Source organism: Aeromonas media (genome assembly GCF_020423125.1).
Taxonomy (GTDB): domain Bacteria; phylum Pseudomonadota; class Gammaproteobacteria; order Enterobacterales; family Aeromonadaceae; genus Aeromonas; species Aeromonas media.
The window spans coordinates 513,575-530,433 of the sequence record NZ_CP075564.1 but is presented as its reverse complement, the minus strand read 5'-3'; the positions used below and the strand labels follow the sequence as shown (position 1 = coordinate 530,433).

Here is a 16,859-nt window from a genome sequence, read left to right as displayed (position 1 = left end):
GATGGCAGCCTTTTTTGTCTCACTCGCTCTCGTCATCCGGCTCCAGCACCAGGGTCGGGATCAACTCGCCAAACACCTGCTGCAGCTCGTCGCGGTTAGCCAGCAAGTCTTGCAGCGTATAGCCGTCCATCACCGCCAGGAAGGCGTTCATCGCCTCCTTCAGTGCACTCTTGAGCAGGCAGACAGAGACGATATGGCAGACGGGGGAACCGCAGTCGATCCCATCCAGATTGCCCTCCAGCGCCCGGATCACCTGGCCTATGTTCACGCTCTCAGGGGAACAGGCCATGCGGATCCCGCCATTCTTGCCACGCTGGGACTGCAGATAACCCAGCTTCACCAGCTGGTTCACCACCTTTACCATGTGATTGCGAGAGACGTCATACAAGGCAGACACCTTGGCCACGCTCGACAATTCCCCCTCCGGCAACGTGGCCAGATAGAGCAGGGCTCTCAATCCAAAATCGGTATAGCTTGTTAGTCTCATAGTGCCTGTGGCGCATAGCGCAAAGAATTGATGATTGATCCAGATCAATTAAACATTTAGGATGCAACTTATTAAGTGACATTCCAGATGTTCAATTAGAAAGGACCTCCTATGTTAGACCAAGCCACCATCGCCGTCATCAAGAGCACCATTCCTTTGCTCGAATCGGCGGGGCCTGCCCTCACCCAGCACTTCTACCAGCGCATGTTCAGCCACAACCCCGAGTTGAAGGATGTGTTCAACCTGGCTCATCAGCGCAGTGGCGGCCAACCCCTGGCCCTGTTCAGCGCAGTGGCGGCCTACGCCAGGAATATCGACAACCTGGGGGCCCTGGCCGGTGCCGTGGAACGCATCGCCCACAAGCACACGGGTTTCCTGATCCAGTCGGAACAATATCACATTGTGGGTAGTCATCTCTTGGCCACGCTCAAAGAAATGGGTGGCAGCGCGGTGACTGACGAGGTATTGGAGGCCTGGGGCAAGGCTTATGGGGTGCTGGCCGACATCTTCATCGGCCGGGAGGGCGAGCTCTACCGGGAGAAGGCGAGCGAGATCGGCGGCTGGCAAGGTGCTCGCGCTTTCCTCATCAAGGAGAAGCGCCAGGAGAGCGAGCTTGTCACCTCCTTCGTGCTGGCCCCCGTCGACGGCAAGCCCGTACTGCGCTTCAAGCCGGGGCAATATATCAGCATCAGGCTCAATCACCCGACACTGGAGCATCAGGAGATCCGTCAATACTCTCTCTCCGATGCCCCTAATGGCCGCGACTACCGCATCAGCGTCAAACGCGAGCCCCAGGGCCAGGCCTCCAACCTGCTGCATGACCAGCTTCACATCGGTGACGAGGTGGCGCTGATGCCACCGGCGGGGGACTTCTTCTTGCAGACCGAGACGGCCACCCCAGTGGTACTGATCTCCGCCGGAGTGGGTCTGACCCCCATGCTGAGCATGCTGAACCAGTTGCTGGCTGAACAAGCGGGGACTGAAATCCGCTGGCTGCACGCTTGCGAGCATGGCGCCCTGCACGCCTTCAAGGAAGAGATCCAGATAAAGAGCAGCCAGCACGCCAGCTTGCAGAGCCGGGTCTGGTATAGGACACCTGCCGAACAGGACCTGCTGGGGAAGGACTACGACTTTAGCGGCACCCTGGCGCTGGAACAGGTCACTGACCTCATCCCGGCCAACGCTCACTACTACTTCTGCGGCCCCCTGGGCTTTATGAAGGCTGTGAAAGATCAGCTGAGCAGTTTGGGCGTCCCCGCAGACAGAATGCATTACGAGGTGTTCGGCCCCCATCAGGATCTCTGATCTCGCCTCCTGACAGGGAAAATGAACAAGGCCCACGAACGCAGGTTCGCGGGCCTTGTTGTATCGAGTGGCCTGGCTTGCCGGACTTAGTGCATCGCCTTGGCGCGGGCGATGGCATTGGCGGGCATGCGATTGCCGAGTCGGCTCAGCAGGCTAGCCGCCTTCTGGTGGGTCGCCTTGTCGCCGATGACGGCGCCGTGCAGCCAGTGGTAGGCCTCCTCGTAATCCAGCGGACTGCCCATGCCCTGCAGCAGCATCTCGACCCACTCTATCTGGGCCCGCTGGAAACCCAGGCTGGCAGCCTCCCGCATCAGGGTCTCGGCCCGCACCAGGTCCTTCTGGACCAGGATGCCTTTCCAGTAGTAGCGCCCCAACTGCTCCAGTGCGGGAGCCAGACCCTGATTGGCCGCCTCCCACATGTATTGCACCCCGACCTGGGCATCCGGCTTGGTGCAGACGCCCCAGGCCAGCATGTCCCCCCACAGGAACTGATAGGCCGGGATCTTCATCACAGAGGCGCGTGCCTCTATGTCCTGGGTCAGCTGGCACCTGTCCTGCTTCACCCGGGTCAGATGACGTCCCTGCTCTATCCAGTTGAGCAGCTCGTCCTGCCGATAGAGCGGCACAGCCTGCAGCTCTCCCTTGGCCAGGGATCCAGGATTCACCGCCCTGGGCAGCGGAGCAGCCGCCGGGGTTGATGCCACTGGAGCGGGTGCGGCAAGGGTCGACAGCACAGGGGCCGGATCAGTCGCCGGCACAGCGGCTGAGGGTACAGCTGCGGTGGCCGGTAGGGTCGCTGACGCAACCGGCACTGGCGCTGGGGCGGTCGATGGCATGGCCGCCGAGGGTGCCGGGACGGAGGCAGCCACCACCGACTGGGTTTGTGTGGCCGCCGAGATCGGCTCGGCCCCCTGCAAGGGGAGGCTGCACAGACCGACGAGGCCGATGAGGGTACTGGGTTTCATCATAGGGATCTCCTGCTGCCCTCTTTATCGGCAGCCGGGTTCATCTCCTTAGTCCGCCATGGCAAACCCCGGAAATGACAGAGGGGAGCCTGGGCTCCCCTCATGATCGACGCTGCGGCTTACTTGACGAAGTCGACACCCAGCTGGATATCGGCCTTCAGGGTAGCCAGCATGCTGTCCATGGACTCTTGCTCGAAGGCGCTCAGCTTGCCGTAGTCCAGCACGCTCTCGACACCGTTCTTGCCTAGCAGCACCGGCTGCGCGAAGAAGGTGGCGTGCTCGCCGTTGCCTTCCACATAGGCACACTCGATGACGTTGGCTTCACCCTGCAGACCCTTGATGAGGGACAGGCCAAAGCGGCAGGCCGCCTGACCCATGGAGAGAGTGGCAGAACCGCCACCAGCCTTGGCTTCAACCACTTCGGTACCGGCATTCTGGATGCGCTTGGTCATGGCAGCCGCTTCTTCCGCGGTGAAGCTGGCCCCTTCGATCTGGGACAGCAGCGGCAGAATGGTCACGCCACTGTGGCCACCGATCACGTTGACGCGGATCTTGTCGATGTTCAGGCCCTTGGCCTCGGCCACGAAGGTCTCGCCACGGATGACGTCCAGGGTGGTCACGCCGAACAGACGACGCTTGTCATAGACGCCGGCCTTCTTCAGCACTTCGGCGGCGATGGCGACCGTGGTGTTGACCGGGTTGGTGATGATGCCGATCAATGCCTGCGGGCAGGAGGCGGCACACTTCTCCACCAGGTTCTTGACGATACCGGCGTTGATGTTGAACAGATCGGAACGATCCATGCCGGGCTTGCGCGCCACGCCGGCAGAGATCAGCACGACATCGGCGCCGACCAGAGCCGGGCTCGGATCTTCACCGCAGAAACCTTTTACTTTCACGTCAGTCGGAATATGGCTCAGGTCCGCCGCCACGCCCGGAGTGACCGGGGCAATGTCATACAGGCTCAACTCGGAACCGGCAGGCAGGCGATTTTTCAACAGCAGAGCAAGGGCTTGGCCGATGCCACCGGCGGCACCCAGAACGGCAACTTTCATGATCAACTCCATGTCTAAGCGTAGGTTTAAGGTTGTTTCTAGTTGGGTTAACGCTGTTTCTTATTGTGCGCCTCACCTTAAAGGATCCCCTGCTAAAAAACAATCTGATAACAGTTGTAATCACGGGTTCTGTGAGCCAAGGAGCAAGCGGTGACGAAAGCGGAGAGGAATATGCGATAAATGAGAGGAAAGACACAGATTTCCTGTGTCTCCCTCACCATTAAGAGGTAAATACGACTGCTTCAGGACTGGAATGCCAGTGCACGCTTCTCGCACCAGCGGAAACCAACTGTTAACAATCCATTCATGGTCAGGTAGAGGCCCCCGGCCACGGTAAACACCGCCAGGGTGTCATAGGTCTGGGCGTTGAGACGCTGGGCCAGCCCCATGATGTCCATGATGGTGATGGTACTGGCGAGCGAGCTGCCCTTGAGCACCAGGATCACTTCGTTGGAGTAGGCAGGCACCAGCCGACGGGCGGCGTGGCGGGTCTTCATCCACAGGGTCTGGCCGGCCGAGAAGCCGAGCGCCCGGCAGGCTTCCACCTCGCCGGCGGGGATGGCGTCGAGCGCCCCCTTGAACAGCCGGGTGGAGTAGGCCGCGGTGTTGAACCCGAGCGCCAGCACGGCGCAGAACCAGGGCTGCTTGAGCAACGGCCAGAGCGGTCCGGCCTTGAGCCATTCAAACTGGCCAGGCCCGTAGTAGATGAGGAAGATCTGGATGAGCAGGGGCGTGCCGGTAAAGACCAGCACCCACAACTGTACAAGCTGGGTCACCACCGGAATGCGGCGTTCTAGCACCCAGGTCATGCCAGCCGCCATCAGCACGCCAAGCAGCAGGCTGAACGCGGTGAGCTGCAGGGTAATCGCCAGCCCCCCCAGCAGGGTCATCAGGTAATCCTGCATGGTCAGCCTCCGTAACGGCGGGTGTAACGGGCAGCCTGCTTCAAGCCAAACTCACTCACCAGGCTGATGACCAGGTAGATGAGGGCGGCGGCGGCGTACCAGGTGAAGGGTTCATAGGTGCTGGCCGAGGCCATCTGGGCCTGGCGCATCATCTCGTTCACCCCGATGAGCGACACTAGGGCCGTGTCTTTGAGCAGCACCAGCCACTGGTTGCCCAGCCCCGGCAAGGCGTGACGCCAGGCCTGGGGCAGCACGATGTGAAAGAAGATATGGCTCTTGCCAAGACCCAGCGCCAGCGCAGCCAGCCGCTGCCCGGCGGGCACCGCATTGAGCGCCGCCCGCAGGGTCTGGGTCGCATAGCTGGCGAACAGCAGGGAGAGCGCCAGCACGCCGCATGCGAAGGGGCTGAACTCCACATACTCGCCGGTGATGAGGAACAACACCTGGGTCGAGCCGAAGTAGATGAACAGCACCACCAGCAGCTCGGGCAAACCACGAATGAGCGTGGTCAGCGTGGCCACAGGCCACACCAGCCAACGCTGCTTGCTGAGCTCGGCGGCGCTGAATGCCAGCGCAAGCGCCATGCCCCCGACCAGTGATGCCAAGGCCAGCCCCAGGGTCATCCAGGCTGCATCCAACAACAGGCTCAGCATGGCTTACTGCGCGAAGTACTTGTCGAAGATCTTCTGATAGGTGCCGTTGGCCTTGATCTCGGCCAGCCCCTTGTTCAGCTGGGTCAGCAGCTCCTGGTTACCCTTGGCCACGGCGATGCCAAAGCCGGTACCGAAGTACTTGGCGTCGGTCACCGGTGTACCGATGACACCGTACTCCTTGTGCTGCTTGAGCCAGTCGGCGGCAACGGCGGTGTCGGCGAAGACGCCGTCGGTGCGACCGTTCATCATGTCGAGGAAGGCGCTCTGGTAGCTGGCGTAGGGCACGGTCAGCAGACCCTTGCTCACCCAGTTGTCCACCAGGTAGGACTGATGGGAGGTGCCGTTTTGCACGCCGACTGTCTTGTCCACCAGCTCTTCAGGCCCCTTGAAGGCGCCCTTCTTGGCCACGAAGACCGCGGAGTTCTCGTAATAGATGTCGGAGAAGTCGACCTGGGCTGCCCGCTCCGGGGTTACGTCCATGGCGGCAATGACGGCGTCATAGCGACGGAACTTGAGGCTGGGGATCAGGCTGTCGAAGGCCTGGTTGTGGAAGCTGCACTCCAGCTTGGCCTGCTCGCAGACGGCACGGGCCAGATCGATGTCAAAGCCCTGGAACTCGTTCTTGTCATCCAGGTATTCGAACGGCGCATAGGTGGCCTCGGTGGCGAACTTGATCTCCTTGGCCAGCACCGAGGTGCTCAGCAGACCCATGGCAGCAACCAGCAACAGACTCTTTTTCATGACAGCTTCCTTATCGATTCAGTATCAATGCATCAAGAATTCGGCAAACCGGCTGGTTTGCGGAGATTGGAAGATGGCGGCGGTGCCGGATTCGATGATCCGCCCCTTCTCCAGATAAATCACCTGACTGGCCACCTTGCGGGCGAACTCCACCTCGTGGGTCACCACCACCTGGGTGATGCCGGTCTGGCTCAGGGTGCGGATGATCTCCGCCACCTCTTTGGTTATTTCAGGATCGAGCGCCGCGGTGGGCTCGTCAAACAGCAGTACCTGGGGATCCATCATCAGGGTTCTGGCGATGGCCACCCGCTGCTGCTGGCCGCCGGAGAGGCGCGCCGGCCAGGCATCCCGCTTGTCGGCCAGCTGCAACTGGGCCAACAGGTAGGCGCCCTTCTCGATGGCGGCCGCCTTGCTCATGCCGAGCAGTTTTACGGGCGCCTCGATGAGATTCTCCATCACGGTGAGATGGGGCCACAGATTGTACTGCTGGAACACCATACCCACCTTGCGGCGCAAGGCCTGGGCCTGGCGGTTGAATTCCGCGGGAGAAAGGCTGGACGGGAAAGAAAATTCACTGTCGGCTATGCGCAGCACACCCGCATCCGGGGTGTCCAGCAGGTTCATCATCCGCAGCAGCGAACTCTTGCCCGCACCGCTCGGGCCCAGCAATACCAAGGTCTCGCCGGGTGCAGTCCGGAAGCTGACCTGTTGCAGTACCGGCACCTTGTGCCAGGATTTTTCGATGCCGATTAATTCGATACCCATACAGCCCAATTGAATAAGTTTTCAAAATTTCGTCCTGATTCTAGCGCCAGCATAAGTTGATGCAAGCTATATTTGAATCAATATGCAGAACAAGCGCCGCTTCCTTGCCAAAACAGGCATATGAATGCAAAATAGCAGCGCTGTTCGTATCTGCCGCCTGAGCGTGACAGGCGGTCACCTCCCTCATTCGTGAGTCCAAGATGAAACATAACGACAAGCAAGAAAAACTGGCCAAGGCCTTTAAAGCCTTGCTGAAAGAGGAGCGATTTGGCTCCCAGGCAGAGATAGTCACTGCCCTGCAAGAGATGGGCTTTGAGAACATCAACCAGTCCAAGGTCTCGCGCATGCTGAGCCGCTTCGGCGCCGTCCGCACCCGCAATGCCAAGATGGAGATGGTCTACTGCCTGCCGGTGGAACTGGGTGTGCCCACCACCTCCAGCCCGCTCAAGAACCTGGTACTGGATGTCGACCACAACGGCGCCCTGGTGGTGATCCACACCAGCCCAGGGGCGGCCCAGCTCATCGCCCGCCTGCTCGACTCCCTCGGCAAGGCCGAAGGTATCCTCGGCACCATCGCCGGTGATGACACCATCTTCATCACCCCGACCAGCGACACCGACATCGAAGAGCTCTACCTCTCCGCCCTCGAGCTGTTCGAACAGACCCCCTGATCCGGTCGCGCTCGCACCACCTGAACGAAAAATCCCGGCCAAGGCCGGGATTGTTGTTTCTGCGCGATCGGCAAGTGGGCTTACTTACCTTGGGCGACCAGAAAATCGATGGAGGGGGCGAAGAAGGCCGCCCCTGTCACGGCCCTGGTGAAGCGCAGCAGGTGATCGAAGTGGTTGCCCTCCCCCTTGTACATGCTGGCCAGCATGGCATTGAAGTGCTGCGGGGTGCGGCAGCAGGAGATGAAGTAGAGCCCCTGCTCGCGCATGGTACCCCAGGGCATGCTCTGACGCAGTATCTCCATGGACTCCCCCTTCGGGGTCTTGAGGTTGACCCGCTTGATGTGGGAGGTCAGCGGCTTGTCAGCTGATTCATACTCGATGTTGTCGGCCTTGGTGCGGCCAATGATGTCCTCCTGCTCCTTCAGGGCCAGCTTCTCCCAGTCGCTCATGGCATGCACCCAACGCTGGACATGGACATAGGATCCACCGGCAAACTCGCCCCCCTCCAGCAGCGCCACCTCGGCCCTGTGCTCATCCTGGGGGTTCTCGGTGCCGTCGACGAAACCGGTCAGATCCCGGCAATCCAGGTTGCGGAAACCACGCACCTCTTCGGCCAGCTCCACCAGCCCGGCCAGCAGCGCCATCACACGCTGTCCGGCATGATGCAGCACGTCGACCCGATCGGCGCGCAGTTGCACGAACAGATCAAACGGGGTATTCGGTGCTTCCTGGCCGTTGGCAGACTGCGCCATGAAGCCACGGAACTGGGGCGGACGGGCGACAGGGTAGATGGCATCCCAGCCCTCGGCCCCGACGGCAACCAGACCGCTGAAACCGGCGTCGGGGAAATCGGCGCTCACCGTATCCCACAGAACCGGCAGCCTGGCCAGACGGGCTGCCAGCTCGACACCGTCACCGGTGCGATTGAACATCAGATAGAGGGCATGCAGATTCGGCTCTGCGCAGATCCCGGCTTGGGCTTTCATTTCTCTCTCCAAAGGCATTGGCTATGGGCGTGGCGCGATTATAAACCGGAACGGAGTCAATTCCTTGATTTCACATCACTATCAGGACATCTGTTCGAACAGCACCAGGGCATGGGGGGCCACGGTGACCCGCGCCCTCTCCCCTTCGAGAGGCTCCCCTATGCTGGCCTCCAGCACCTGGCCGGCACACTCCACCAGCACCCGGCAGTGATGACCGAGGAACTGCTGCTCCCGCACCAGCAAGTCGCCATCGGCGGCGGCCGCCAATGCCAGCTGCTGGGGCCTGAGCATCAGCTGCAGCCGCTCTCCCGGGGCGCGACCGTGCGGCTCATGGCCACAGATGACCCCGAGCGCAGTCTGCACGCAGTGGCTGTCCACCACCTCGGCCGCCAGATAGTTGACCCCGCCGAGAAATTCCGCCACGAAGCGGTTCTGCGGCTGGCGATAGAGTTGTTCCGGTTCCCCTACCTGCTCGATGTGACCGGCTCGGAACAGCGCCAGCCGGTCGGCGAAGGCAAACGCCTCTTCCTTGCTGTGACTGACGAAGATGGCGCCTATCCCCTGACGTTTGAGCAGGGCGCGGATCTCGAGGATCAGCTTCATCCTCACCTGGGTGTCGATGTTGGAGAAGGGCTCGTCCAGCAGCATCAGTCTGGGCTTGCACACCAGGGCGCGGGCGATGGCGACCCGCTGCTGCTGGCCACCGGAGAGCTGATGGGGATAGCGATCCCCCAAGCCCTGCAGGTTGACCAGGGTCAGCGCCTCGTCGATCTGCTGCTGGCGGGCCTCGCGAGGCGCCCGAGTCAGCCCGAAACCAATATTCTCGGCCACCGTCAAATGGGGGAAGAGGGCGTAATCCTGAAAGATCATGCCGATGTGGCGACGCTCAGGCGACACCGTCACGCCGGGTCCATCCAGCAGAGTATCGCCGAGACGAATGCTGCCTTCCGCCAGTGGCAGCAGGCCGGCGACAGCCTTTAGCAGGGTGGTCTTGCCACAACCGCTCGCCCCCAGCAGGCAGACGATCTCGTTGTCGGCCACCGTCAGGGAGAGCTGCTCCAGCACGTTCTGGCCGTTGTAACGGCAGCTAACCTTCTCTACTTGCAAGCAAGACACGACTCAGTTCCTCTCGTTTCGTGGCATCCCCCGCCGATGGCCGGGGTACGCTCATGTACCCTGGTGACAGGCCTAATGACCCGGGCTGTCCAGACTGCGATTGACCCAGATAAGCGGTACCAGCCCCACCAGCACGATGACGATGGCGCCGAGCGCCCCCCGCTCCAGCATCTCGTCCGAGACGAACTGGTAGACATGGGTCGCCAGGGTCTCGAAGTTGAACGGCCGCAGCAGCAGGGCCGCGGGCAGCTCCTTCATGGATTCGATGAACACCAGCATGGCACCGGCAAAGAGACCTCGTCGCACCAGAGGCAGATGCACCCGGCGCAGCATGCCCCCCGTCCCCTGTCCCAGAGAGCGGGCCGCCATGTCGAGGCTGGGGGAGATCTTGCCCATGCTGCTCTCCACCGAGCCGATGGCGATGGCCACGAAGCGCACCAGGTAGCCGAATACGATGGCGGTGAGGGTGCCGGTCAGCAGCAGGCCTGGTCCCTGCATCCCGAGCCACTCGGCCAGATCGTTGAGACCAAAATCCAGCGCCGTCAGCGGCACCAGCACCCCGATGGCGAGCACTGTGCCCGGCATGGCATAACCGGTGGCGGCGATGCGCAGGGGCAGCAGGCTGCGAGTGCCACCATCGAGACGGCGGAAGAAACCCAGCAGCAGGGCGATGGCCATGGCGAGCAGGGCAGTCAGGGCCGAGATGAGCAGACTGTTGCCGGCGAAGCGCACGAATTCCGGCGTCCACGACAGTGCGAAATAGCGCACCCCGTAATCCAGCAGGATGACGAACGGCAGAGCGAAACCGGCCAGCACCAGTCCCCAGCACCAGAGCCCGGCCAGCAGACGGCTGGCCCCCTTGAGGGGATAGCGCAGGGGCTGTTCATGGCCCATGGATTTCTGGAATACCTGCTGGCGCTGGCGGGAGCGGCGCTCCAGGGCGATGAGCAGCACCACGGCCAGCAGCATCAGGCAGGAGAGCCGGGCGGCAGTGGCCAGGCTGCCGTAACCGAGCCAGGTGTCGTAAATGGCCGTCGTCAGGGTGTTGATGGCAAAGAAATGGACGGTGGCGAAGTCGGCCAGGGTCTCCATCGCCACCAGCGACGCCCCGACCATGATGGCAGGACGGGCCAGGGGCAGGCTGAGGCGACGAAAGCTCTGCCAGGGGGTGCAGCCGAGCAATCGGCTGGAGTGAATGAGGCTGACCGACTGTTCCAGGAAGGAGGCGCGCGCCAGCAGATAGACATAGGGGAAGAGCACCAGCGCCAGCACCCAGGCGGCACCGCCGAGGGAGCGGATGGCCGGGAACCAGTAATCGGTCGGGCTCTGCCAGTCAAACAGGGCTCTCAGCCCCGCCTGCAGCGGGCCCGAGTAGTCGAGCAGGTCGGTATAGACGTAAGCCACTATGTAGGAGGGCATGGCCATGGGCAGCATCAGCGCCCACTGCAGGGCGCGGCGCCCGGGCACCTGGCACATGGCGACCAGCCAGGCAGTGGGCACCCCGAACAGCAGGCTGAGCAGCACCACCCCCAGCACCAACCCTGAGGTGTTGCGAAGGTAATCGAGCAGCACCGTATCGACGAGGTGGCGAAACAGGTCTCCGTCTGCCGAGAGGGCAGAGAAGATGAGGGCAAGCACCGGCAAACCCAGCAGCAGAGCGGTGGCCCAGCTGCCGGCAATCCATCCAAAATTTTTCATGAGACCACAGAGATTGATGGGGCCCTTGGCCCCATCTGATTACAAGTCGAATTTCACTTCATCCAGCAGTTGCAAGGCGTCCTTGCGGTGCTTGGCGTAGTCGCTGACCGGCATGGGGTCAGACTTGAAACTGCCCCAGGACTTGACCATGGCGGAAGGCTCGACCCCGGCCTTGACCGGGTACTCGGCATTCACGTCCGCGTACATGTGCTGGGCGGTGTCGCCAGAGAGAAACTCCATCAGCTTCTGGGCCGCGTCCTTGTTCTTGGCGTACTTGGTCATGGCCACACCGCTCACGTTGACGTGGGCACCGCGATCACCCTGGTTCGGGAAGTTGATGTAGACCGCATCGGCCCAGGATTTCTGTGCCGGGTCTTTCAACATGGCACCCAGGTAGTAGCTGTTGCCCAGAGAGACGTCGCAGATACCATCCTTGATCGCCTTGACCTGATCCCGGTCGTTGCCTTGCGGCTTGCGCGCCAGGTTGGCCTTGACCCCTTCCAGCCAGGTTTTAGCGTCCGCCATGCCGTGATGGGCGATCATGGACGAAACCAGCGCCACATTGTACTCGTGCTTGCCGCTGCGGGTACAAATTTTTCCTTTGAATTCAGGCTTGGCCAGATCTTCGTAACTGATGGTGTCGAGCTTGCCGAGGCGATCCTTGCTGGAGTAGATGGCGCGTACCCGGGTGGTCAGGGCGAACCACTTGTTGTCCGGATCCCGATAGATGGACGGGATGTTCTCCTGCAGCGTCTTGCTGTCCACCGGCTGCACCAGATCCTTCTCCACCAGATCAGTCAGGCGGCTGATGTCGACGGTCAGCATCAGATCCGCCGGGGAGAGCTTGCCTTCGCGCTCCAGACGCTCGTTCAGCCCCTCTTTGGCAAACACCACGTTGACCTTGATACCGGTCTCTTTCTCAAACTGCTGGATGATGGGCTTGATCAGCTCATCCTGCCGAGTGGAGTAGACATTCACTTCCGCAGCGGCAAAGGCCGACTGGGCGATCAGCGAGGAGAACACCAGCGCCAGCATCTTCATTTTCATCATCCATTCCTTGTCTGTGCATAAAGTGATAACTATTTTCGTTTGCATTCTGCATGAATCAGGATGAGAGGATCAAGGTGGTTTACAGAGGTAGGGCCACATATTTAATCGCCGCTAAAACAAAAAGACCGGATGGAATCCCACCCAGTCTCTCCATGACCACGTATTCTCTTTTTCTGCCGGGTCTGCCTGAGTGCTCCTCGGGCTTAGCCACCGGTTCCATGGCGCGGGATCACAGTGCCTCGTCGTCGCTCTCGCCGGTACGGATGCGCACTGCCTGCAGCAGGTCATAGACGAAGATCTTGCCGTCCCCTATCTTGCCGGTATAAGCCGCCTTGCAGATGGCCTCGATCACCCCTTCCACGTTCTCGTCGGCGGTGGCGATCTCCAGCTTTACCTTCGGCAGGAAGTCGACCTGGTACTCGGCCCCCCGGTATAATTCGGTGTGCCCCTTCTGGCGACCGAAGCCCTTGACCTCGGACACGGTCAGACCCTCGACCCCCAGGTTGGCGATGGCCTCGCGCACGTCGTCCAACTTGAAAGGTTTGATAATCGCAGTAATCAGCTTCATCTGGTTGCTCCCAATCCATGGTATGTCATGAAGAGGTCATCAATTCTTGTGCCAAGTATTTTTATTGTTTATTTTCATAAAGATAGCCATTAACCCTTGAGCCGTTTCGACTCAGGATCACCAAGGAAGCGCATCTCGCCCCATAATGAGGCACCAAGCTGCACCAGACTCCCTTGATGCACCAAATGAGAGCATCACCCCATGTTAGTCATCTCCAACAGCGTGATCATTCCCTGGCATGAGCTGCAGTTTCAGACCATGCGCGCCCAGGGTGCCGGGGGTCAGCACGTCAACAAGACCGACTCCGCCGTCTGGTTGCGCTTCGATTACCGCGACTCCCCCAGCCTGCCGGATCTCTACAAGGAGGGGCTGGAGAAGCTCAGCGACAGCCGGGTCCACGACGGCTTCATCCAGATCAGGGTCGAGACCCACCGCAGCCAGGACATGAACCGCAAGGAGGCCATGAGCCGCCTGACCGAACTGCTGAAAAAGGCCGCCTGGCGCCCCAAGGCACGCCATGCCACCAAGCCGACCCGCAGCTCCCAGCGCAAGCGGGTCGACGCCAAGAAGCGCAAGGGCGAGATCAAGTCGGCCCGCGGCAAGCCCGGGATGGAGTGAGCCGTTCAGGCCGAGGAAGAGAGACCCATGAGATACAGTTTTTGTGAGAGCGCCCAGGGCCCCCTGCTGGTCGCCATCGACCAGGATGGCCTGCGCTTCGTGGAGTTCATGCGGGGGGAGCAGCCGGTCACCCCCACAGCGGAATGGCAACGGGACGATATGGCCCTGGCCCCCTACGTCGAGCAGTTCGAGGCCTACTTCGCCGGCCGGCTGCAGCGCTTCACGCTGCCCCTCGCCGCCAGAGGCACCCCCTTCCAGCAGTCTGTGTGGCACGCCCTGTGCGACATCCCCTACGGCGAGACCGTCAGCTATCTCGAGATAGCCCAGGCCATCGGCAACCCCAAGGCGGTGCGGGCGGTCGGGGCCGCCAACGGCCGCAACCCCCTGAGCATCATAGTGCCCTGCCACAGGGTGATCGGCAGCAGCGGCGCGCTGACGGGGTACGCCGGCGGCATCCCCATCAAGCGCTGGTTGCTGGCACTGGAACAGCAGACGGTCGACAACTTCACCCTGGCTCCCTGAGTCCCTGATTAGCCGGCCGCATTCCGTTCACAACGCTGGTTGCTGGCACTGGAGCAGCAGACGGTCGACAACTTCACGCCGACTCCCTGAGTCCCTGATTAGCCGGCCGCATTCCGTTCACAACGCTGGTTGCTAGCACTGGAGCAGCAGACTGCCGACAACTTCGCGCTGACGCCACCGGGCGTTTAGCAAAATGAACAGAGTATGAAGAATCGCCTCAGAAGGGCTTCAGACAACATCAGGCATCATGGCCTCACACTTGGATGGCACGGCTCATCCCTCATTCAAGTGGCACCCATGTGACGCTTCCAATCTGTCTTTTTCCCCGCGCCTCCTCTGAGGCGCTTTTTTTTGCCCGAGTGGCCACAAAAAAGCCCGCCGAAGCGGGCTTTGATCTGAAGGCGCGAGCCTCTAGGTCACTCAGAGGGCGAGGAACAGGCCAGCGAGCGAGGCGCTCATCAGGTTTGCCAGCACCCCCGCTAGTATGGCCCGCATACCGTAACGGGCGATGAAGGACTTGCGCTCCGGCACCATGGCCCCCAGGCCGCCAATCAGGATCGCCATGGAGGAGATATTGGCGAAGCCGCACAGGGCGAAAGTGACTATGGCCTTGCTCGACTCGTTCAGAGTCTGATCCTGCACCAGGGCGATGAAGGCGACGAACTCGTTGATGACGATCTTGGTGCCGATCAAGGCGCCGGCGGCCTGAGCCTGATCCCAGGGCACGCCGATCAGCCAGGAGACGGGGGCGAACAGCCAGCCCAGGATGATCTGGAAGCTCAGATCCAGCCCCACCAGATCACCGGCCCAGCCCAACAGGCCGTTGAGCATGGCGATCACCCCGACGAACGCCAACAGGGTCGCGCCCACCGCCACAGCGATGTTAAGGCCGGACATGGCGCCATCGGCCGCCGCTTCGATCACGTTGGTGGCGCGCGGGATCACCACATCTTCATGATGATCTTCCTCATCGGCACCGGGCGGTACCAGGATCTTGGCCATGGCCAGACCGGCAGGTGCCGACATGAAGGCGGCGGCGATCAGATATCTCAGCTCGACCCCGATGCTGGCATAGCCCACCAGGGTGCCACCGGCCACCGAGGCGAGACCGCAGCTCATCACCGCAAAGAACTGGGAGTCAGACATCTTGGAGAGGTAGGGCTTGACCACCAGGGGGGCCTCCACCATGCCGACGAAGATGTTGGCGGTGGCGGAGAGGCTCTCGGCACGGCCGGTGCCCAGCAGCTTCTGCAGACCGCCGCCCAGCAGGGCGATGACCCGCGGCATCAGGCCGATGTGGTAGAGGATGGCGATCACCGCGGAGAAGAAGATGATGACCGGCAGCACGTTGAACGCGAAGATGAAGCCCAGTTTGAACTTGGCCAGATCCCCGAACAGGAAGGCAATCCCCTCCTGGCCGTAGCCGATCACGCTGCTGACGCTCTCGCTGATGCCGTTGAGCACCTGCTGACCCGCAGGCAGCCAGAGCACCAGAGCGGCGAAGATGACTTGCAGACAGAGGGCGAGACCCACTGTTCTCAGCGGGATACGACGACGATTATCAGAGCAGAGTGCGGCTAGCGCCAGGATACTCAAGATGCCGAGCAGGGCGATCATAGGGATTCCATCTATTTGGGCTGAAGATGGGCGCGGATTCTGCTCCCCTGCCCCCATCACTGCAAGTCCACCTAGTTACAGCCCTGTTAGCAAAAACGTTTGCACGATATCGGTTGCGTCAACTTGCTGATTTGGCTCGTTTTTGGTATCAGGCGAAAGTCAGTGTTTCAATATGGAAACGATTATTCCTCCACACCGGACAATCTGCCTCCCAGCCAGGGGGCCAGCCGCTGCGCCCAGTAGGGTTCGGGGCCGAAGCTCTCCTTGAGGAAATCGATGAAGAGGCGGATCTTGGGATCCAGGTGCTCCCGTCTGGCGTAGACGGCGTGCACCGCCATCTTCTGGTTCGGGCGCCACTGGGGCAGCAGGGGAATGAGCTGGCCGGATTGCAGCTCCTTGTCCAGCAGGTAGTTGGCTACATAGGCGATGCCGAGCCCGGCCAGGGCGGCATCCCGCACCGCCTCCGCCAGATCCACCCTGTAGTTGCCGGCCACCTGCACCGTCTGGCGCTCCTTGCCCTGGCGAAACGACCACTCGTGGTAGCGCCGCTCCCGGCTCTGGTAGGTGATGCAGTTGTGCCTGGCCAGATCCCTGGGGTGCAGCGGGGTACCGTGGCTCAACAGATAGTCCGGCGAGGCCACCAGCACGAAGCCGATGTCCGCCAGCCGCTGCCCCACCAGGGCTTCGGGCTTGTTCTCGTAGGTGGTGATCCAGAGATCCAGCCCCTCATCCACCAGGTTGGTTCTGTGATCGAACAGGGAGACTTCCAGCTCCAGATCGGGGTAGCGCGCCTGGAATGCCTTGAGCCGCGGGATCACGTGCAAGCGGCCGAAGGACTGGCCCACCCCCAGGTGCAGCACGCCGCTCACCTTGCCGCGTCGCTCCGCCACCATGGAGTCCGCCTCCAGGGCCACCGCCACCAGGGCGCGGCAGTGACGGGCATACTCCTGACCGAGTTCGGTCAGGGAGAAGCGGCGGGTGGTGCGTTGCACCAGTTGGGCCCCGAGCTCGGTCTCAAGCTGGGCCAGCTGCTTGCTGATGTGGGACTTGGAGACCCCGAGCCGCCGCGCAGCGGCAGAGATGCCCTGCTCGCGGACCAGGGCATCGAAGATCACCATTTGGGGAAGACGTTGCAGC

18 protein-coding genes are annotated in these 16,859 nt (G+C 61.5%); 4 read left to right on the top strand and 14 right to left on the bottom strand.

All coding sequences use genetic code 11. From position 1 onward, the window contains the following. Positions 1 to 19 precede the first annotated feature (19 nt). Positions 20 to 487: an Rrf2 family transcriptional regulator gene (locus KI797_RS02570; RefSeq protein ID WP_041206413.1), complete on the bottom strand. Its 468-nt coding sequence runs from the start codon at positions 485 to 487 to the stop codon at positions 20 to 22. A 111-nt stretch (positions 488 to 598) separates the two neighbouring features. On the opposite strand from KI797_RS02570, the gene hmpA reads away from it, so the two are divergent. Continuing rightward, positions 599 to 1,792: an NO-inducible flavohemoprotein gene (hmpA, locus tag KI797_RS02565; RefSeq protein WP_226171293.1), complete on the top strand. Its 1,194-nt coding sequence runs from the start codon at positions 599 to 601 to the stop codon at positions 1,790 to 1,792. A gap of 86 nt (positions 1,793 to 1,878) precedes the next feature. On the opposite strand, the gene KI797_RS21070 is transcribed toward hmpA, so the two are convergent. The 6 genes from KI797_RS21070 to KI797_RS02535 form a co-directional block, all read right to left on the bottom strand. Beyond that, a complete protein-coding gene (locus KI797_RS21070; protein ID WP_139751261.1) occupies positions 1,879 to 2,469 on the bottom strand; it encodes a tetratricopeptide repeat protein in 591 nt (196 codons plus the stop codon). Positions 2,470 to 2,876: 407 nt separating this feature from the next. Continuing rightward, positions 2,877 to 3,812: a malate dehydrogenase gene (mdh, locus tag KI797_RS02555; protein WP_041206414.1), complete on the bottom strand. Its 936-nt coding sequence runs from the start codon at positions 3,810 to 3,812 to the stop codon at positions 2,877 to 2,879. Positions 3,813 to 4,054: 242 nt separating this feature from the next. Beyond that, positions 4,055 to 4,717: an arginine ABC transporter permease ArtM gene (gene artM / locus KI797_RS02550; protein ID WP_226171289.1), complete on the bottom strand. Its 663-nt coding sequence runs from the start codon at positions 4,715 to 4,717 to the stop codon at positions 4,055 to 4,057. A 2-nt stretch (positions 4,718 to 4,719) separates the two neighbouring features. Beyond that, positions 4,720 to 5,370, bottom strand: coding sequence for an arginine ABC transporter permease ArtQ (gene artQ / locus KI797_RS02545; RefSeq protein WP_226171288.1), 651 nt, complete (start codon positions 5,368 to 5,370; stop codon positions 4,720 to 4,722). A gap of 3 nt (positions 5,371 to 5,373) precedes the next feature. After that, positions 5,374 to 6,111, bottom strand: coding sequence for a transporter substrate-binding domain-containing protein (locus tag KI797_RS02540; RefSeq protein ID WP_005332335.1), 738 nt, complete (start codon positions 6,109 to 6,111; stop codon positions 5,374 to 5,376). Positions 6,112 to 6,135: 24 nt separating this feature from the next. Continuing rightward, positions 6,136 to 6,876 carry an ATP-binding cassette domain-containing protein gene (locus KI797_RS02535; protein WP_226171287.1) on the bottom strand — a complete coding sequence of 247 codons (741 nt, stop codon included), beginning with the start codon at positions 6,874 to 6,876 and terminating at the stop codon, positions 6,136 to 6,138. Positions 6,877 to 7,076: 200 nt separating this feature from the next. Between KI797_RS02535 and argR the strand changes: the two genes are divergently transcribed. Next, positions 7,077 to 7,547: a transcriptional regulator ArgR gene (gene argR, locus KI797_RS02530; protein WP_005308670.1), complete on the top strand. Its 471-nt coding sequence runs from the start codon at positions 7,077 to 7,079 to the stop codon at positions 7,545 to 7,547. 80 nt (positions 7,548 to 7,627) lie between these two features. Here argR and KI797_RS02525 read toward each other — a convergent pair whose 3' ends face one another. The 5 genes from KI797_RS02525 to glnK form a co-directional block, all read right to left on the bottom strand. Further along, positions 7,628 to 8,533 (bottom strand): Dyp-type peroxidase, encoded by a 906-nt coding sequence (locus KI797_RS02525; protein WP_226171286.1) that lies wholly within the window; start codon positions 8,531 to 8,533, stop codon positions 7,628 to 7,630. A gap of 81 nt (positions 8,534 to 8,614) precedes the next feature. Continuing rightward, on the bottom strand, positions 8,615 to 9,649 hold the full coding sequence (locus KI797_RS02520) for an ABC transporter ATP-binding protein (protein WP_226171285.1): 1,035 nt from the start codon (positions 9,647 to 9,649) through the stop codon (positions 8,615 to 8,617). 72 nt (positions 9,650 to 9,721) lie between these two features. Further along, positions 9,722 to 11,347 carry an ABC transporter permease gene (locus KI797_RS02515; RefSeq protein ID WP_171269306.1) on the bottom strand — a complete coding sequence of 542 codons (1,626 nt, stop codon included), beginning with the start codon at positions 11,345 to 11,347 and terminating at the stop codon, positions 9,722 to 9,724. A 39-nt stretch (positions 11,348 to 11,386) separates the two neighbouring features. Further along, positions 11,387 to 12,394: a Fe(3+) ABC transporter substrate-binding protein gene (locus KI797_RS02510; protein ID WP_081805780.1), complete on the bottom strand. Its 1,008-nt coding sequence runs from the start codon at positions 12,392 to 12,394 to the stop codon at positions 11,387 to 11,389. Between the two features lie 232 nt (positions 12,395 to 12,626). Beyond that, on the bottom strand, positions 12,627 to 12,965 hold the full coding sequence (gene glnK, locus KI797_RS02505; RefSeq protein ID WP_005332325.1) for a P-II family nitrogen regulator: 339 nt from the start codon (positions 12,963 to 12,965) through the stop codon (positions 12,627 to 12,629). Between the two features lie 201 nt (positions 12,966 to 13,166). Between glnK and arfB the strand changes: the two genes are divergently transcribed. Continuing rightward, on the top strand, positions 13,167 to 13,583 hold the full coding sequence (gene arfB / locus KI797_RS02500) for an alternative ribosome rescue aminoacyl-tRNA hydrolase ArfB (RefSeq protein ID WP_005332323.1): 417 nt from the start codon (positions 13,167 to 13,169) through the stop codon (positions 13,581 to 13,583). A 27-nt stretch (positions 13,584 to 13,610) separates the two neighbouring features. After that, positions 13,611 to 14,105 carry a methylated-DNA--[protein]-cysteine S-methyltransferase gene (locus KI797_RS02495; RefSeq protein ID WP_226171284.1) on the top strand — a complete coding sequence of 165 codons (495 nt, stop codon included), beginning with the start codon at positions 13,611 to 13,613 and terminating at the stop codon, positions 14,103 to 14,105. 420 nt (positions 14,106 to 14,525) lie between these two features. Here KI797_RS02495 and KI797_RS02490 read toward each other — a convergent pair whose 3' ends face one another. Together KI797_RS02490 and KI797_RS02485 are read right to left on the bottom strand one after the other, a co-directional pair. After that, positions 14,526 to 15,722 carry a NupC/NupG family nucleoside CNT transporter gene (locus KI797_RS02490; RefSeq protein ID WP_226171283.1) on the bottom strand — a complete coding sequence of 399 codons (1,197 nt, stop codon included), beginning with the start codon at positions 15,720 to 15,722 and terminating at the stop codon, positions 14,526 to 14,528. 182 nt (positions 15,723 to 15,904) lie between these two features. Then, positions 15,905 to 16,840, bottom strand: coding sequence for a LysR family transcriptional regulator (locus KI797_RS02485; RefSeq protein WP_226172974.1), 936 nt, complete (start codon positions 16,838 to 16,840; stop codon positions 15,905 to 15,907). Between the last annotated feature and the right edge of the window lie 19 nt (positions 16,841 to 16,859).

Bases quoted from the DNA above. Each gene is read 5' to 3' on its own strand.
- KI797_RS02510 (WP_081805780.1), bottom strand. From the start codon at position 12,394: ATGAAAATGAAGATGCTGGCGCTGGTGTTCTCCTCGCTGATCGCCCAG.
- artM (WP_226171289.1), bottom strand. From the start codon at position 4,717: ATGCAGGATTACCTGATGACCCTGCTGGGGGGGCTGGCGATTACCCTG.
- KI797_RS02540 (WP_005332335.1), bottom strand. From the start codon at position 6,111: ATGAAAAAGAGTCTGTTGCTGGTTGCTGCCATGGGTCTGCTGAGCACC.
- artQ (WP_226171288.1), bottom strand. From the start codon at position 5,370: ATGCTGAGCCTGTTGTTGGATGCAGCCTGGATGACCCTGGGGCTGGCC.
- glnK (WP_005332325.1), bottom strand. From the start codon at position 12,965: ATGAAGCTGATTACTGCGATTATCAAACCTTTCAAGTTGGACGACGTG.
- KI797_RS02485 (WP_226172974.1), bottom strand. From the start codon at position 16,840: ATGGTGATCTTCGATGCCCTGGTCCGCGAGCAGGGCATCTCTGCCGCT.
- KI797_RS02515 (WP_171269306.1), bottom strand. From the start codon at position 11,347: ATGAAAAATTTTGGATGGATTGCCGGCAGCTGGGCCACCGCTCTGCTG.
- KI797_RS02570 (WP_041206413.1), bottom strand. From the start codon at position 487: ATGAGACTAACAAGCTATACCGATTTTGGATTGAGAGCCCTGCTCTAT.
- KI797_RS02535 (WP_226171287.1), bottom strand. From the start codon at position 6,876: ATGGGTATCGAATTAATCGGCATCGAAAAATCCTGGCACAAGGTGCCG.
- hmpA (WP_226171293.1), top strand. From the start codon at position 599: ATGTTAGACCAAGCCACCATCGCCGTCATCAAGAGCACCATTCCTTTG.
- arfB (WP_005332323.1), top strand. From the start codon at position 13,167: ATGTTAGTCATCTCCAACAGCGTGATCATTCCCTGGCATGAGCTGCAG.
- KI797_RS02495 (WP_226171284.1), top strand. From the start codon at position 13,611: ATGAGATACAGTTTTTGTGAGAGCGCCCAGGGCCCCCTGCTGGTCGCC.
- KI797_RS02525 (WP_226171286.1), bottom strand. From the start codon at position 8,533: ATGAAAGCCCAAGCCGGGATCTGCGCAGAGCCGAATCTGCATGCCCTC.
- argR (WP_005308670.1), top strand. From the start codon at position 7,077: ATGAAACATAACGACAAGCAAGAAAAACTGGCCAAGGCCTTTAAAGCC.
- mdh (WP_041206414.1), bottom strand. From the start codon at position 3,812: ATGAAAGTTGCCGTTCTGGGTGCCGCCGGTGGCATCGGCCAAGCCCTT.
- KI797_RS02490 (WP_226171283.1), bottom strand. From the start codon at position 15,722: ATGATCGCCCTGCTCGGCATCTTGAGTATCCTGGCGCTAGCCGCACTC.